This window comes from Acinetobacter junii CIP 64.5, assembly GCF_000368765.1.
Taxonomy (GTDB): domain Bacteria; phylum Pseudomonadota; class Gammaproteobacteria; order Pseudomonadales; family Moraxellaceae; genus Acinetobacter; species Acinetobacter junii.
On record NZ_KB849654.1, the window covers coordinates 249,868 to 267,324 of the forward strand.

Sequence of the window (17,457 nt, forward strand, 5' to 3'; positions counted from 1 at the left end):
TATAGGTTATTACACAAAGCAGCTCAGATACTGCCTCAAGAGAATTAAGATTGAGTATTTTGAATCCACAATTGCCGACTTTTTAAAGGGCGATCGCCCAATAATGCGCTAATCATCTGACGATATAGTTTACTCAATAATTGCAATTGCTCGTTAGCAAAATCCTGTCCAAGCTCATAACTTTGCATCGATGCGATTAAACGTCCTTCTAACGTAGATCTAGATGCTTGCGCAACAGGCATAAAACCATCATTCAGTTGAAATTGGTAATGCTGAAAAGCAAGAATTTCTTGTTGATTTGCATCAATCGAAAAATCTATTGCATAACCAAGTTCTTGCAATAGAACATGTTCAAATTTACGTAAAATCTGTTTCAAAAATACTGAGGCTTGCGGATGTGAAGCTAATTGTTGTAACTGCAACAATATCACTTGGTATTGTTGAAAAGTTTGCGACATGGCTTCTTCTAGGGGACATAAACGCAATAAAATTTCATTTAAATAAAATCCAGCAAAAAAAGCATCTCCATGAAAAAAAACAGGCTGATTTAGAATTTCTAATTTAGTGAAATTTTTGAGTTCCGACTTACCTGAAGCTTGTAAGCGAATTGGCTGGTATTGTGGAGGAGGCGTTTGCCTTAAAATTCCATCCACGCGTCCACATTCTTGTGTAAACAAATGCACAATATGACTTTTTTCACGGTATTTACGATGGTGAATTAAATAACCATGTAGAACTTCATTGCGCATCATATGACAAGATCAGTCCTTGTCTTCCTCATTGTCTTTCTGCTCTTCATCATCACCATCAGGAATGACTGCACCAACTACAACAGCAGTTCCTTTTACCACACCTTTAGTAGTCTTGTAGGCAACTTTAACAGGTACGGTTACAAGTTTGTGAATACAACCTTGTAACATGAATACACACATCAGGATAGCAAATACATGTATTGATTTTTTCATACCTGTTTCCTTGTACATTATTGCTTAGATATCACTATAACCCAAGCTTTTGAGCGCACGCTCATCATCAGACCATCCGCCTTTAACTTTCACCCAAAGCGTCAACATGATCTTTTGTTCAAACATTTTTTCCATGTCTGTACGTGCATCCATACCAATACTTTTTAGTTTCGCACCTTTGTCTCCAATTACAATTGCTTTTTGACCTTGGCGCTCCACAAAAATCGTTGCATCAATATAAGTACAAGGTGGCTTTAGACGACCAGTTTTTTCATTTACTGTTGCTTCTTCTGTTTTAAATGATTCAATTTGTACCGTTAAATCATACGGAAGTTCTTCGCCCAACTGACGCATAATTTTCTCACGAATAATTTCACTCGCAAGAAAGCGTTCAGAACGATCGGTAATTTGGTCTAATGAATATAAAGGGGCTTGATAAGGCAAATATTTTTCAATAGTGTCCCGCAAATGTTCTAGATTAGCACCACGTAGTGCCGACACTGGAACAATTTCAGCGAAGTCCATTAATTTTGCACGCTCACGAATTAACGGTAGCGCTTCATTCTTATTCTCAAAAGTATCTAGCTTATTGATCACCAGAATAACTGGCATTTCTGCATTCTTAAGTTTCTCTAAAACCAACTCATCATTTTGAGTCCATTTTTGAGCATCGACCACAAATAAAACTAGATTCACATCTCGTAATGCTGAATGTGCAGCACGATTCATCATTTTATTAATCGCACGCACTTCTTTTTTGTGCATCCCAGGCGTATCTACAAATACAGCCTGAGATTTCTCACGTGAATCAATACCGACAATTTTATGACGTGTCGTTTGTGGCTTACGTGAAGTGATCGAAAGCTTTTGACCTAGCAAGTGATTCATTAATGTCGATTTACCAACATTAGGACGACCCACAATTGCAACGAAACCGCTTTTAAAGTCGGAAGGAATTGTTGTCCCTTGCGAGCTAAAGAACTGATCAATTAAATTATTACCATCTTGCGACTCAATTGCATCTGGCTTATTTTCATTTGAATGAGACATTCGGTTATTGCTCCAATAATTTTAAAATTTCGGCTGCTGCAGTTTGTTCAGCAAAACGCCGACTTGAGCCCTCACCAATAAATTTTGGCATCCCTTCAACATTGCATTCAACTTTGAAATGTTGGTTAGGTGCATCACCTTGAATATCTACAACCTCGTAAACTGGGAGAGGTTTTTTACGTGCTTGTAAATACTCTTGCAGGCGTGATTTCGGATCTTTGAGCTGATCTGTCGGTTCGATATGATCTAGATAAGGCTCATACCATTTTAACACAATGCTTTGCAGTAGATTTAGGTCATTACTATCTAAATAAATCGCACCAATAATTGCTTCCACAGTATCAGCCAAAATAGACTCTCGATGATGTCCACCTGATTTAAGCTCACCTGTACTTAAGATTAATGACCGACTCAGCTGTAGGTCATTCGCAATTTTCCCCAAAGCTTCTTGACGAACCAAAGTCGCACGCATTCGCGTTAAACGCCCTTCATTCTCTTTAGGATATGTGTGATAAAGATAATTAGCGATGATCATCCCTAATAATGAATCGCCTAGAAATTCTAGGCGCTCATAGTTATGCTTATGGCTCACAGAACGATGAGTCAATGCCAGTTTTAACAAATCAAATTGTTGAAACTGATGACCTATTCGATTCTGTAGTCGAGCGTCATTCAGCTTGTTGTTTGGCAGATTTTTGGTCAAAAGTCTTCTCAAAAGTCATAACTAAACTAATATTAAGCATGAAAGGCTTACGCACTTCATACTTTTTCTTAACGATTAAATCATCTTTATAAGTCACGATTGCAACATCTTTAAATCTCAAATCCCGAACGCCATTCATATCTAGACGTTGATCCATTTGCTGAGCAAACTTTGCTGGTGTGATATTTTCTGGACTATCCTTTAATACACCTTCGATTTGAGTATTGATGATTTTATCGTCCCAATACGCTGGCCATATCGCAATGGCAGCTTTAACTGCAATTGCAAAAAGAACCACCCCAAATAAAATAGCAATATACGAAGCCCCTTGCTGAGATTTACGCATTTTATATTTCCTATGTGTTTTTATTAATCAATCTTACCATTTCGGTTAAAACTTGGAAGATTAAAACCAGGCTCTTTATGCATCCAAATATAGAATGCTCGTCCAGTTAAATTTTCTTCCGGTACAAATCCCCAAAAACGACTGTCCGCACTTTGATCACGGTTATCACCCATTGCGAAGTATTGCCCTTTCGGTACAGTTACCTCCCAATCCTGACCATTACTTTGAATGAATACGTCATTTGCTTTTGCAACAAATGGTACTAAAGCTTCAGCACCTTTTAACTGAGCGAATTGATATTGTTCTGCTAGCGGGTTACGCCCATCTAGATAACGAATCAAATGCTGATGCTCACCCAAAGTCTCTTTAAAATAATACACAGTCGGTGTTTCTAATTGATCTTTTGCTCGATTTACTTCAGTGGCAACTTTAGCAACCTGTTTACCATTGATAATCAATTGCCCAGATTTAAACTGGATATGGTCTCCAGGTAATCCAACTACACGCTTAATATAGCTAATTGTGGGCTGTGGCGGGTATCTAAAAACAATTACTTCCCCACGCTTTGGCTCACCGACATCGAGTACTTTTGAGTTCACAATGGGTAGACGCACGCCATAATCAAATTTGTTGACCAAAATAAAATCCCCAGTCTCCAAGGTTGGCACCATAGAGTCTGAAGGAATATTAAATGGCTCATATAAGAATGAACGTAAAACCAAAACAACAGCTAAAACTGGCCAGAAGTCATAGGCCCATGTGATAATAAAATTTTCCTGATCACGACCTTTATTTGCACGCTGTTTAAATACAAACTTATCAAGCAACCACACTAGAAAAAAAATCAGTGTGGCAGGTACTAAAATCAAATTAAAATCAAAATCCATGGGTGAGTCCTAATTATTTCTTTATCGTTCGACTTTCAATACAGCTAAGAAGGCTTCTTGTGGGATTTCAACACTTCCCACCTGCTTCATGCGCTTCTTACCTTCTTTCTGTTTTGAAAGTAATTTCTTCTTACGAGACACGTCACCACCGTAACATTTTGCCAATACGTTTTTACGCATCGCTTTTACAGTAGAACGAGCAATAATTTGTGCGCCAATCGCTGCCTGAATTGCAACATCGAACATTTGACGAGGGATCAAATCCTTCATCTTTTCAACCAAAGCGATTCCGCGATGGCGAGCATCCTGACGATGACAAATCATCGCTAAAGCATCAACTTTCTCACCATTAATTAATACATCAACCTTAACTAAAGATGAACTCTCAAAACGCACGAAGTTGTAATCGAGCGATGCAAAACCACGTGAGCAAGACTTCAATCGATCAAAGAAGTCCATTACCACTTCAGCCATAGGGATTTCAAATGTGATAGACACTTGGTTTCCAAGGAATTTCATATCCTTTTGCACACCACGACGCTCTACACACAAAGTCATCACATTACCTAGATACTCTTGAGGAACAAGAATATGACATTCTGCAATTGGTTCACGCAAATCTTCGACTGTTGATCCATCTGGCATTTTTGATGGACTGTCGATATAGATGGTTTCACCTTTTTTGGTGAGTGCTTCATAAATTACAGTAGGTGCTGAACTGATTAAATCTAAATCATACTCACGCTCTAAACGTTCCTGTACGATTTCCATATGCAACATACCAAGGAAGCCGCAACGGAATCCGAAACCTAATGCATCTGAGCTTTCAGGTTCAAAAAACAATGCCGAGTCGTTAATTTGCAGCTTTTGTAATGCTTCACGGAATGGTTCAAAGTCGCTAGAATCAATCGGGAAAAGACCTGCATAAACCTGCGGTTTAACCTTTTTGAAACCTGGTAGTGTGGCAACATCAGGTGTCGATGATAAAGTAATGGTATCACCTACTGGTGCACCAAAAATATCCTTAATCCCCGCAATAACGAAACCTACTTCACCAGCTTCTAGGATATCGGTCTCAGTATGCTTAGGGTTGAAAACACCAACTGAGGTAACTGGATGTGTTTGACCAGTCGATTTCACTAGCATTTTATCGCCTTTGCGGATACGACCTTGTTTAATACGAACAAGTGAAACCACACCGAGATAATTATCAAACCATGAATCAATGATTAGAGCTTGTAATGGAGCTTCACGATTACCTTCAGGTGCTGGAATAACGTCAACCAAACGCTCTAAAACACCCTCTACACCCAAGCCAGTTTTTGCTGAACATGTTGGAGCATTCGTTGCTTCAATACCAATGATTTCTTCAATCTCGTGAATAACACGCTCTGGCTCAGCTTGTGGAAGATCAATCTTGTTTAAGATTGGTAATACCTCTAAGCCCTGCTCAATTGCTGTATAACAGTTCGCTACAGACTGAGCCTCAACACCCTGTGCAGCATCGACCACCAGTAATGCACCTTCACAAGCAGCTAAAGAACGTGACACTTCATATGAGAAATCTACGTGACCTGGCGTATCAATAAAGTTAAGCTGATATTCTTGACCATTTGGATGTGTGTAGTACAAAGTAACGGATGCAGCTTTAATGGTAATCCCACGTTCGCGCTCGAGCTCCATTGAATCCAGTACTTGGGCTTGCATTTCACGATCTTGCAAACCACCACACATTTGAATAAAACGGTCAGCCAAAGTGGACTTACCATGGTCAATATGAGCAATGATCGAGAAATTTCGTATATTTTTGATATCTACGGATTTTTTAGCTTGCGCCATGGGTTACCTTGAGAATATTGAACGCTCATAACTTTTTAGTTGCTATAAGCCAAAACGGTTTAACAAAATTGTTGCCGATTATAACAGAAGCCAATTTTAAAGTATTCAAAATAATTATCTTGCTTTCAAAACCTATCGCTTTAGTTTATTCGCGAAGCAACTTAATCCACTTGATGGTATAAAACTGAGAAATCCATAGGATCGAGCTTAGCAGAAATAGGTTGATATGCTTGTGTGAAACTTGGTGACATACGTTTTGGACGCCCAGTCGAAATTTCAATACAAGCCCACTTAGTATTACCCATAAAAATAATACTTTGATCTTTAGGTCGATAAAATGCGTACTGACGAAATGAATAAAGTGCATTTAGATCGTCTAGCCAAGTTCTTAAAATAATTTCTTCACCTTCAAGCGCAGCTTTCCGATATTGAACATGATGCTCGACTGCCACCATCGCATGCTTAAGTTCAAAATACTGTTTTAACCCCAAACCTAAAGCTTCGATATGTGCTGCAGCTACGTCTTGCATCCATTGGACATACATCACATTGTTAACATGACCCAATACATCTATATGCTTAGCTTCTACTTGAATTTTTAAATCAAAAATTGTGCTCATATTACTTATTAATCACTAAATTCAACGATCATGGCATACACTAGTGCAATCTAGTTCCAATTTCAAAAATAAAAACCACCCAAAATTTGGGTGGTTTCAAGACCATTAATCTTATTTAAGGTAAGCGTAAACCTAAAATTGCACGTTGCCCCTGACGAATAATTGCAACTCGCGCAACGCTATTTTTTGGTAAAGCAGCTACCGTTTTTGCAAACATCTGACTGTTTGTGATCGGAGTTCCGTTCACCTGAATAATCACATCACCCGCGACGATATTAGACAATGATGCTAATCCACCACGCTTAACATCTTGAACTAGAATTCCACCATTAACATCCAAGCGAGTTTGCTCTGCTTGAGTTAAATTACGGATACTCATCCCTAAACCACTTGTTGGATTATTCTTATCTTCTGCAGCTGGCGTATCGTCTGGCGCGGTGCCAAGTGTTGCCGATATAGTACGAGTTCTATCATCTCGTAAAACATCTAATTGAATCGTTTGGTTCGGTGCTACCCGATTAAGCACATTTAACAAATCACTTGTGCGCAGAATTGAATTTCCATTGATTTTCAAAATCACATCACCCGACTTCAGACCTGCTTTTTCAGCTGGCGATTTAGGTGTAACTTGTGTGATGAGAGAACCTTCAGGTTTTGGTAATTTATAAGCCTCTGCTAGGTTACGATCAATATCTTGCAACATCACACCAAGATAAGAACGTGTCACTTTACCATTCACTTTTAATTGCTGAACAACATCCATCGCAACATCAATAGGAATAGAGAATGACAATCCCATATAACCTCCAGTTCCACTGAAGATACGAGAGTTAACACCAATCACTTCACCTTGTTGATTGAACAAAGGGCCACCAGAGTTACCTGGATTTAAAGCGGCATCTGTTTGAATAAATGGAACAGAAGTTTCACCACTCATATTTCGAGACTTTGCACTCACAATTCCAGCTGAAGCTGAATAATCAAAACCAAATGGCGAACCAATCGCGAGAACAGGCTCACCAACTTTGAGTCGATTCACATCACCAATTTTTAATTCAGGAAAATTATTGCCATTCACTTTGAGAACAGCAACATCTGTTCGCTCGTCACTTCCCACTAAGGTTGCATCGAGTTCACGACGATCATTTAGGGTGATGCTAATTCTGGATGCATTCTCAATTACATGATGGTTGGTAACTAAATAACCATCTTTACTAATGAAAAATGCACTGCCGTAAGCAGTTTTTTCTTGTGGTCCCTGCTGCTGCGGGATAATGATCTGATTACCAAAAAAACGACGTAGTATTTCTGGTACTTGTTGCTGTAATAACTCTTCCTGAGTCATTTTCTTGACAACATTTACACTCACTACCGCAGGACTAACCTGTTCTACGAGGTTTGAAAAATCTACTGGTGACGCAGCATTTACTTGTGCAGCTGCTACTGTAAATACCGCAGTGAACAATCCTTGTTGTATATATCGACTTTTCATAGAAGCAAGAACCTACATACTGATGATCGAATAGAAATTTAAGCTAATGTTTTATCATAAGCTACATTTTTATTTCGTTAAAAAATGTTTGTATTTTCGAGGTATACAGACAAATTTAAAAATAAAATTATGGAGAAAATGTGGAGAAATATATTCTTCCTAATTACAGCTTGAGTTTCTATTGAATTACTTAAATAGAAATTAAAACCATGTTGCTTCACGTAACTTATGTTCAATCTATGTGAAAAGTTTAATTCTTGGCATATAGACTAATTATCTGGTTATTCGCTAAAAATTCACGCAATTCTAAGCAGAATAGCACTTGCCTTTTTTACAAAAAAGCGGTGTCATTAGCGAACGTTTGATATTGAAGCAGATCGACATGCCTGATTTAGAAACAATTCATCATTTTGACGTGATTATTGTGGGCAGTGGTGGTGCAGGTTTAAGTCTCGCACTTTCTTTACCTCATCATTATAACATTGCAATCTTAGCTAAGGCTGAACTAACTGAAGCTAGCACTTACTATGCTCAAGGTGGTGTTGCTGCGGTATTGGATGAGACTGATTCAATTCAACAACATATTAATGACACTATGATTGCAGGCGGACATCTTTGTGAGCTAGATGCTGTCAAACATACGGTTGAAGGTGGTAAGCCTTCTGTAGATTTCTTATTAAAACAAGGTGTCCAGTTTACTCTAGACGATGATGAACAACTTCATCTCACCCGTGAAGGTGGCCATTCGCAGCGACGAATCATTCACTCGGCTGATGCAACTGGTAAAGCCATTTCAACGACCCTAGTTGAACGTGCGAAAGAACGTAAAAATATCACCATCTTTGAAAACTACATTGCAATTGATCTTATTACCTTGCACAAACTTGGTCATCTAGATCAAACCAACCGTGCAATAGGTTTATATGCTCTTAATGAAAAGACTGAGCAAGTTCATACTTTCTTAGCACCTTTTACTGCATTAGCATGTGGCGGTGCAATGAAGGCATATCTCTATACATCTAATCCAGATATTGCTACAGGTGATGGTATTGCGATGGCGTATCGTGCTGGTTGTCGTGTAGCAAACATGGAGTTTAATCAATTCCACCCAACGTGTTTATACCACCCTAAAGCACGCTCTTTCTTAATTACTGAAGCAATGCGTGGTGAAGGTGCGTACTTACGTCTACCTGACGGCGAGCGTTTTATGCTTCGTTTTGACGAACGCGCTGAACTGGCGCCACGCGATATTGTGGCACGTACCATCGACCATGAAATCAAACGTCTAGGTATTCGTCATGTGTGGTTAGACATCACACATAAATCACCTGAATTTATTATTGAACACTTCCCTACGCTATATGCTCGCTTGCTTGAACTCGGAATTGATATTACCAAAGACATGATTCCTGTTGTTCCTGCTGCTCACTATACCTGTGGTGGTGTAGTTGTAGATTCTAATAGCCAAACTGATCTCGATGGTTTATATGCGATTGGTGAAACTTCTTATACAGGTTTACACGGCGCAAATCGTATGGCGAGTAACTCGTTACTTGAATGTTTCGTTTATGGTATGAGTGCAGCAGAAGACATTCAAAGCAAACATAATCTGAACTTTGAGTTTCCGAACGTACCATCTTGGGATGAATCACAGGTTACTGACGCTGACGAAGATGTTGTGATCTTACAAAACTGGGACGAACTACGTTCAACCATGTGGAACTACGTCGGTATTGTTCGTACGACTAAACGTCTACAACGTGCGTTACATCGTATCGAGATGTTGAAGCGTGAAATCAATGAATACTATCAAGATTACCGAGTCAGTAAGAACCTGATCGAATTGCGTAACCTCGTTTTAGTTTCTGAAATGATTGTACGTTGTGCGATGGAACGTAAGGAATCTCGTGGTTTGCATTACACGCTTGATTACCCAGAGCTTTCAAACGAAATTCGTAAGACAGTGTTAACCCCACCGAACTTTAAGGTGGAACAGCCATTGGTGAATGAGTGATACTTTCAAGTTTTTGATATTTTCAAGATAACTTATAGTTATTATTTACTATCGAGGTAGGTGACATGCATGTCGCCTGTTGAGCTGCGGTATCAAGGATGTACCGTCAGCTCAACAAAGGATTTTTGTTACTTTTCATCCGTGAAAAGTAAGGCATAAGAAATAAAACCAAAACATCACCGAAACTTTTGGTCAATACAGGTTGAGTATATAACCGTATTTACTTCAAATACTGCAATGCCTCTTCAAACACAACATCCGCATTTTGTGTTGCATCCAAACGCTTGATCCGTTCAGGCTCTGCTTGCCATAAAGTCTTATAACCAGCACGTACCTTGGCAAAGAAGCTCAATTTTTCTTGTTCAAAACGATCTAATGCACCACGCTCTCGTGCACGAGTCATGCCCAACTCAATCGGTGCATCCAACCAAAAGGTAATATTCGGCATTTTTGCCACAAAAGTTTGATTTAACAATTGCAGCTTTTCCTGACTTAAACCACGCCCAGCACACTGATAAGCAAAGCTGGCATCAGTAAAACGATCACTCAGCACAATTTTCCCCGCCGCTAACGCAGGTAAAATCACTTGTTGTAAATGTTGAGCTCGTGCAGCATAAATCAGTAATAGCTCAGTATCATGACTCATTTGCTCATCATGATTTACTGCCAATAATAATGTACGAATCTGTTCTGCTAATGGTGTGCCACCAGGCTCACGGGTCAGTACAACTTCTTTACCTTGCTGTTCAAAGTACTGATGAATTTTACGAATCAGAGTGGTTTTCCCTACACCTTCCGTACCTTCAAAACTAATAAACATCATTCACCTTGATTTTTCTTTGAGCGGAGTACAGACAAGTAATCTTGTACTGCACGATTATGCTCTGCTAGAGAAGCACTAAATTTATGTCCACCATTTCCTGTTGCGACGAAATAAATATTTTTTGAATCGTCTGGATGCATCGCCGCTTCAATCGCTTTTTTGCTTGGTAATGCAATTGGGGTTGGCGGTAAACCATTAATTGTATAAGTGTTATATGCGGTTGGTGTCCTTAAATCATTACGTGTGATATTACCTGTGTAACGATCCCCCATCCCATAAATTACAGTTGGATCGGTTTGTAAGCGCATACCAATTTTTAAACGACGCACAAAAACACCTGAAACTTGCTCAAGCTCACGATCTAAACTGGTTTCTTTTTCAATAATTGAAGCCATAATTAATGCTTCATATTTATCTTTATAAGGAAGATTGGCTGCTTTATTCGCCCAAGCTTCATCTAAAGACTTCATTTGACGATGATATAAATCCGTTAAGATTTTTTTATCAGTTTCGCCTTTGGCAAAGAAATATGTATCTGGTGCAAACAAGCCTTCAGGATGTGAATAAGGAATATCAAGTTCTTTTAATAATTGATCCTGAGGTAAATCCAATATTGTTTTAGTGACATTTGAATCTTTTTTAAGATTGTTAATCAATTGCTTAAATGTCGTGCCTTCTATCACTAAAATTCGATTCATTTGAGCATTTTCAGCATTGGATAACATTTCCAAAACTTGACGAACACTCATACCTTGCGTGACTTCATAAACACCTGCTTTCATCGTGTCATGAATCATAAACTTTTGATAGAGTTTCAAAATAATCGGAAAATTCACTTTATTTTCTTCAGCTAAACGGTCAATAAAACCAGAATAGGTATCTCCAGAAGAAATGACCAAAAGCTGTTTTTTGTTTTGAACAGGATAATTCTTGAATAAACTTGACCAGAAAACACCAAAGATCACAATCAAAAAAGCGATGACTGCAATGATAAAAAACTTAATAGAAAACTGAGCTTGTGATTTGGCTTTAGGCTTTTTCTTAGTTTTGCTTGGATTCGGAGGTTTTGGCATATTTAGTAAATCTGGCTAAGTTTTAAAGAATTAAATAAATCAAGATACGGTTGCTGCTGCATTGTTCGAGCTTGAAATCGAACTACGGCTTTCATCGGATGCAAAGCATTACAGAAAAATATGTTCTGGATATGCGCGATCTGATCCATTTCAATACAACGTTGTTCACATGAAATATGATTTTGTTGCATACGAGATAGAATGTGCGCACGCATTACACCGTGCACGCCATTATAGCGAAGTTCTGGAGTAATCCATTGATCATTTATACGAATAAAACAATTACTGCTTACACCTTCAACAATATACCCTTGCACGTCCGTAACTAATGCTTCTAGCCAACCTCGTTGATCGGCTTCTTGCTTCAACACAACTTGCTCTAGTCGATTCAAAGTCTTCAAACCAACCAAATGAGGCATATGCAAACCTACAGCATGATTCAGTAAACCACTTTCAATCCATTCAGGCTCTAAATGTTGCCATTGTTTAGGATAAAACCACACATATACATCGGCTGGGTGTAGAGGAAGACTATATCCTCGGTCACCTTCTCCGCGACTGATAACAACCTTCAACGTACCATTCAAGTTTTTTTCATGTTGTAGCAATTGATCTAATGCTTGGTCTATAAAAGATAAATCAGCATCCAAACTTAAATTTTTACAAGCATAATTCAAACGGGCAATATGTAGTTCTTTTAATTCCATTCCACCATGCACCAATCGTGCTGTTGTAAAACACCCATCACCGTAGTGAAACGCACGATCTAATAAAGGAATTGAATCAATCAACTGCCCATTTTTATAGCATTGCATAAGTTAAAGATCCTTTAGGATACATTCATCGAAGCTATTAATTTTAATAACCTATTGATTTTAAATAATTATAACAACTTCACTCATAAAATAAAAATTTCTTATTTATCAGTTATTCAGCATAACTTATCTCTTTTATGTATTTCTTAATTTTTCATATCAAATTCGATTTTAATTATTTTTTTTGCAAAAAAACTGCAGTTATGCTGCATCCATATTCCAAACAATGATTTAATTTTTGAGGGGTCTCCATGCGTTTATCTCAGGTCAAAGTCGGTGTAATTGCTGCATTACTTTCAGTTTCTTCTTTTGCTGCGCAAGAGTTTTTAAATGTGTCTTATGATCCGACACGTGAACTCTATACAGATTTCAATAAACAATTTGGTGCTTACTGGAAACAGCGCACAGGACAAGATATTGACTTCAAACAATCACACGGCGGCTCAGGCAAACAAGCACGTGCTGTCATTGATGGTTTAAATGCTGATGTCGTAACGCTAGCACTTGCTGCTGATATTGATGAAATTGCTGAAAATGCAAAATTACTTCCAGCAGACTGGCAAAAGAAATTACCAAATAACTCTACGCCATATACATCAACGATTGTATTCCTTGTTCGAAAAGATAACCCAAAGAAAATCAAAGACTGGGGTGATTTAGTCAAACCTGGTGTTGAAATCATCACGCCAAATCCAAAGACCTCGGGTGGTGCTCGCTGGAATTATTTAGGTGCATGGGCTTGGGCAAAACATCAAAAAGGCGGCAATGACGCGAAAGCTCAAGAATTTGTGCGTCAAATTTATAAGCAAACCAAAGTTTTGGATTCGGGAGCACGCGGCGCAACAACTACATTTGCTGAACGTGGTATCGGTGATGTGTTGTTGGCTTGGGAAAATGAAGCTTTCCTTGCCGTTCGAGAGCAACCAGGTAAATTCGAAATCATCACACCGTCTCTTTCTATTTTGGCTGAACCACCTGTTGCCGTAGTAGAAAAAAATGCTCAGAAAAAAGGTAACGCCCAAATTGCACGCGGATATTTGAATTACTTGTACTCTCCTGCTGGTCAAGAAATTGCAGCGCGTAATTTCTATCGTCCTCGCAATGCCGCGGTATTAAAGAAATACAGCAATGTATTCAAACCACTGAAACTAGTAACAATCGATAAAGAATTCGGTGGTTGGGCAAAAGTACAAAAAACCCATTTTGATAATGGTGGAATTTTCGACCAAATCGTCAAGATCAATAGCACAGGTAAATAATCCAACTAAGTCCCACTTTTTCTAAGAGGGACTTCCTCACTTCCATAAAGCAAGGTTGGGAAGGATTCTAAGGAGATTAGACATGACTCATACCGTAATTGTTCCTGGTGTAGGTGGCAGCGAGGCTCAACACTGGCAGTCTTGGCTACAACAAAAACTCATGTCTAGTTCTCGTGTTCAACAGAAACACTGGGATCGTCCAGTCTTGCAAGAGTGGGTTGATCAGTTTGTCAAAACTGTTTCATCTGTAAATGAACCTGTTCAGATCGTTGCTCATAGTTTTGGATGCTTAACCAGTGTAGCGGCTCTCGCCGAGCACCCTGAGCTAAGTGTACAAGTAAAAAATTTAGTTTTGGTTGCACCCGCAAATCCAGCACGTTTTGGTGAGGCAGGTTTCGCTCGTCATAGTCTAACTGACTATAAAGCATATTTTCATAGACTCAGTATTGATGTGCCAACGACGTTATTAATTAGTGAGAATGATCCATGGCTTGGTTATGTCGATGCTTTACAGCTCGCAGAATCATGGAAATTAACACCAATTAATTTAGGACCTGTTGGCCACATCAATGTTGCTTCAGGGTTTGGTCCATTCCCTGAGATCCTGAATTATTTATTACCTGAAAAAAAGAGCTTACCTACCGCTCTAATGAAGGTCGCAAATTTTAATATGAAATTTGCCTAGCCCCATCTTCACCGTATTTTTTGATTTTAGTTTCGTTTATTTGCTTATTTAGCAAATATTTCTCTTTGAGGAAATGTCATGTCGCAGCGTTCCCGAGTGCTGCCAGGGTTTGGTCTCTCGTTAGGCTTTACTCTCGCTTATGTATCTTTGATTGTGCTTATTCCTTTATCTGCTGTATTTATCCGATCTTTAGGAATCGGATGGGATGGTTTATGGGAAATCTTAACTTCAGAACGAATCCTAAAGTCACTGCAACTTAGTTTCAGTGCGGCATTGATTGCTGCGCTAGTGAATGTGATTTTTGGATTATTATTGGCATGGTGCTTAGTTCGCTATAGTTTTCCAGGTAAAAGAATTGTCGATGCATTAGTCGATTTACCTTTTGCTCTACCAACAGCTGTAGCAGGGATTGCACTCACTTCTTTATACGCTCCAACAGGTTGGATTGGTCAATATTTGGAACCGTTAGGGATTCAAGTTGCATATACCCCTATTGGTATTACTCTTGCCCTGATATTTATTGGATTACCCTTTGTTGTTCGAACAGTACAACCAGTTCTCAGCGATATTGAATCTGAATTAGAAGAAGCAGCTTCTGCACTTGGTGCAAATCGCTGGCAGACCATTACCAAAGTCTTACTTCCAATTTTATTTCCAGCGTTGCTGACAGGATTTGCTTTGGCATTTGCTCGTGGTGTTGGTGAATATGGCTCTGTCATCTTTATTGCAGGCAATCAACCGTATAAAACAGAGATTGCTCCCCTCATGATCATTTCTCGTTTGGAAGAATATGATTATGCAGGCGCAACAACGATCGCTGTAGTCATGCTCATTCTCTCATTTGCCATCTTATTTTTAATTAATTTAGTTCAAGCATGGGCAAGCCGTCGTACAGGGAGAGTTGCACAATGAGTTTGAATACAAACAGCAATGCTTTGGCACTCAAATTACAAGCAAGAGATGCCACTAGAGAACCGACATGGGTTCGTTATAGTCTAATTACTATTGCATTAATCTTTTTCTTAAGTTGCTTGGTTCTGCCCTTAATTTTGGTTTTTGTCGAAGCTTTTAAGCAGGGTCTAGAAGTCTATGTAAATGCATTGACTGACTCAGATACGCTATCGGCTGTAAAGCTCACCTTAATCACTGCTGCGATTGCTGTACCGATTAACGTTGTATTTGGTGTTGCAGCAGCTTGGGCTGTAGCTAAGTTCCAGTTCCGTGGTAAAGCCATTTTGACCACCATTATCGACATGCCATTCTCAGTTTCACCTGTGATAGCAGGTTTAATGATTGTTTTAATTTTTGGCTCTCAAGGTTGGGTTGGCGGATGGTTAATGGATAATGACATCAAAATCCTATATGCCGTTCCAGGTATTGTTTTAGCTACTATTTTCATCACTGTTCCATTTGTTGCACGCGAACTCATTCCGCTCATGGAAGCTCAAGGTACTGAAGAAGAAGAAGCTGCAATCGTACTTGGTGCATCTGGTTGGCAAACTTTCTGGAAAGTAACACTTCCAAATATTAAATGGGGTTTGATCTATGGTGTGATTCTATGTAATGCACGTGCAATGGGTGAGTTTGGTGCTGTATCGGTCGTTTCAGGACACATTCGTGGTGAAACGAACACATTACCTTTACATGTAGAAATTCTATACAACGAGTATACCTTCAGTGCTGCATTTGCAGTGTCATCTTTACTGGCATTCTTAGCAATCATCACTTTGATTTTAAAAACTTGGTTAGAGATACGCCAAGACCAAAGCAACGAACATCAACATAATCCATCTAGCCACTGAGGAATGTACAAATGAGTATTCAAGTTAAAAATATTGAAAAACACTTTGGCGCATTCCACGCGCTTAAAAATATCTCTTTAGATTTTCCAGAGGGCGAGCTAGTAGCTTTACTTGGTCCATCGGGCTGCGGAAAAACAACACTTTTGCGAATTATTGCAGGTTTAGAATCAGCCGATGGCGGGCAAGTATTGCTTGAAGGTGAAGATGCAACTGACATTCATGTACGTGAGCGACAAGTTGGTTTCGTTTTCCAACATTACGCTTTATTTCGCCACATGACCGTCTATGACAATATTGCTTTTGGTTTACGTGTTCGCCCACGTGCAACACGTCCATCAGAAGCTGAAATTAAAAAACGAGTTACGCGTTTACTTGATTTAGTTCAACTTGGCTTTTTAGCTGATCGTTACCCTGCACAACTATCCGGTGGTCAACGTCAACGTATCGCTTTAGCACGTGCTCTAGCAGTTGAACCTCGTGTTTTATTACTGGATGAACCTTTTGGTGCTTTGGATGCTAAAGTTCGTAAAGAACTGCGTCGTTGGTTACGCACACTACATGATGAATTGCACATCACCTCTATCTTTGTAACCCATGACCAAGAGGAAGCTTTAGAAGTTGCTGATCAAATCATTGTCATGAATAAAGGTGATGTAGAACAAATTGGTTCGCCTCGTGAAGTTTATGAAAAACCAGCGACACCATTTGTATTTGATTTCTTAGGTCAAGCAAATCGTTTTGAAGGTGAACATCATGACGGTATTATTCGTATCGGAGATGATCGCATTCAACTACCAAATCATTTGCAAGCACCGCAAGGAAAAGTCATCGCTTTTGCTCGACCAAATGAATTACATATTCATGCGCAGCCTCAACCGAATACTGTTCAGGCGACTTTTTTACGTGAAGTCTGGATTGCAGGTAGAGTGATCGCTGAATTACAAGATCGTAGTGGGCGTACTATCGAAATTTTACTAAGTGTAGAAGAAGCTAATTTGCATCAATTCAGACCAAACCAAACCGTCTGGATTAGTGCAGCTCAACTTCATTTATTTGCAGACCCAACGACGCAAGTTGCTTAAAA

Annotated in this window: 18 protein-coding genes; 6 read left to right on the plus strand and 12 right to left on the minus strand. The window is 39.1% G+C overall.

The window, feature by feature from the left end; all coding sequences use genetic code 11:
* Nucleotides 1-44: 44 nt before the first annotated feature.
* The 9 genes from recO to F948_RS02745 form a co-directional block, all read right to left on the minus strand.
* Nucleotides 45-752, minus strand: a complete 708-nt coding sequence (gene recO, locus F948_RS02705) for a DNA repair protein RecO (RefSeq protein WP_004959730.1) — start codon at nt 750-752, stop codon at nt 45-47.
* A 9-nt stretch (nt 753-761) separates the two neighbouring features.
* Entirely contained in the window at nt 762-965 is a 204-nt protein-coding gene (locus tag F948_RS02710; RefSeq protein WP_004953083.1) for an NF038104 family lipoprotein, read from the minus strand.
* A 24-nt stretch (nt 966-989) separates the two neighbouring features.
* The gene (gene era, locus F948_RS02715; RefSeq protein ID WP_004953081.1) at nt 990-2,015 is read right to left on the minus strand and encodes a GTPase Era; all 1,026 of its coding nucleotides are present in this window, start codon (nt 2,013-2,015) and stop codon (nt 990-992) included.
* Between the two features lie 4 nt (nt 2,016-2,019).
* Entirely contained in the window at nt 2,020-2,718 is a 699-nt protein-coding gene (gene rnc, locus F948_RS02720; RefSeq protein WP_004913454.1) for a ribonuclease III, read from the minus strand.
* Nucleotides 2,684-3,064: a DUF4845 domain-containing protein gene (locus F948_RS02725; RefSeq protein WP_004959732.1), complete on the minus strand. Its 381-nt coding sequence runs from the start codon at nt 3,062-3,064 to the stop codon at nt 2,684-2,686. Before F948_RS02725 ends, rnc begins: the two co-directional genes overlap by 35 nt.
* 23 nt (nt 3,065-3,087) lie before the next feature.
* Nucleotides 3,088-3,951 (minus strand): signal peptidase I, encoded by an 864-nt coding sequence (gene lepB, locus F948_RS02730; protein WP_004913459.1) that lies wholly within the window; start codon nt 3,949-3,951, stop codon nt 3,088-3,090.
* Between the two features lie 21 nt (nt 3,952-3,972).
* A complete protein-coding gene (gene lepA, locus F948_RS02735) occupies nt 3,973-5,790 on the minus strand; it encodes a translation elongation factor 4 (protein WP_004959735.1) in 1,818 nt (605 codons plus the stop codon).
* A gap of 161 nt (nt 5,791-5,951) precedes the next feature.
* A complete protein-coding gene (locus F948_RS02740; protein WP_004913463.1) occupies nt 5,952-6,410 on the minus strand; it encodes an acyl-CoA thioesterase in 459 nt (152 codons plus the stop codon).
* A gap of 115 nt (nt 6,411-6,525) precedes the next feature.
* Nucleotides 6,526-7,902, minus strand: coding sequence for a Do family serine endopeptidase (locus F948_RS02745; RefSeq protein ID WP_004913465.1), 1,377 nt, complete (start codon nt 7,900-7,902; stop codon nt 6,526-6,528).
* Between the two features lie 376 nt (nt 7,903-8,278).
* Between F948_RS02745 and nadB the strand changes: the two genes are divergently transcribed.
* Nucleotides 8,279-9,916, plus strand: a complete 1,638-nt coding sequence (gene nadB, locus F948_RS02750) for an L-aspartate oxidase (protein ID WP_171057550.1) — start codon at nt 8,279-8,281, stop codon at nt 9,914-9,916.
* 220 nt (nt 9,917-10,136) lie between these two features.
* Here nadB and tmk read toward each other — a convergent pair whose 3' ends face one another.
* From tmk to pabC, 3 genes are read right to left on the minus strand one after another with little or no spacing between them, the layout of a single operon-like run.
* Nucleotides 10,137-10,736 carry a dTMP kinase gene (tmk, locus tag F948_RS02755; protein ID WP_004959740.1) on the minus strand — a complete coding sequence of 200 codons (600 nt, stop codon included), beginning with the start codon at nt 10,734-10,736 and terminating at the stop codon, nt 10,137-10,139.
* On the minus strand, nt 10,736-11,812 hold the full coding sequence (gene mltG, locus F948_RS02760; protein ID WP_004959743.1) for an endolytic transglycosylase MltG: 1,077 nt from the start codon (nt 11,810-11,812) through the stop codon (nt 10,736-10,738). The genes tmk and mltG overlap by 1 nt, the downstream gene beginning before the upstream one ends.
* 2 nt (nt 11,813-11,814) lie before the next feature.
* Nucleotides 11,815-12,627: an aminodeoxychorismate lyase gene (pabC, locus tag F948_RS02765; RefSeq protein ID WP_004959746.1), complete on the minus strand. Its 813-nt coding sequence runs from the start codon at nt 12,625-12,627 to the stop codon at nt 11,815-11,817.
* A 251-nt stretch (nt 12,628-12,878) separates the two neighbouring features.
* On the opposite strand from pabC, the gene F948_RS02770 reads away from it, so the two are divergent.
* The 5 genes from F948_RS02770 to F948_RS02790 all read left to right on the plus strand — a co-directional run bounded on the left by F948_RS02770 (nt 12,879) and on the right by F948_RS02790 (nt 17,455).
* Nucleotides 12,879-13,886 carry a sulfate ABC transporter substrate-binding protein gene (locus F948_RS02770; RefSeq protein ID WP_004913484.1) on the plus strand — a complete coding sequence of 336 codons (1,008 nt, stop codon included), beginning with the start codon at nt 12,879-12,881 and terminating at the stop codon, nt 13,884-13,886.
* 82 nt (nt 13,887-13,968) lie between these two features.
* The gene (locus F948_RS02775) at nt 13,969-14,571 is read left to right on the plus strand and encodes an RBBP9/YdeN family alpha/beta hydrolase (RefSeq protein ID WP_004913487.1); all 603 of its coding nucleotides are present in this window, start codon (nt 13,969-13,971) and stop codon (nt 14,569-14,571) included.
* A 78-nt stretch (nt 14,572-14,649) separates the two neighbouring features.
* A complete protein-coding gene (gene cysT / locus F948_RS02780) occupies nt 14,650-15,483 on the plus strand; it encodes a sulfate ABC transporter permease subunit CysT (protein ID WP_004959751.1) in 834 nt (277 codons plus the stop codon).
* Complete coding sequence (gene cysW / locus F948_RS02785; protein WP_004959754.1) at nt 15,480-16,373, plus strand: sulfate ABC transporter permease subunit CysW; 894 nt, start codon at nt 15,480-15,482, stop codon at nt 16,371-16,373. The genes cysT and cysW overlap by 4 nt, the downstream gene beginning before the upstream one ends.
* 11 nt (nt 16,374-16,384) lie before the next feature.
* A complete protein-coding gene (locus F948_RS02790) occupies nt 16,385-17,455 on the plus strand; it encodes a sulfate/molybdate ABC transporter ATP-binding protein (RefSeq protein ID WP_004959757.1) in 1,071 nt (356 codons plus the stop codon).
* Nucleotides 17,456-17,457 lie beyond the last annotated feature (2 nt).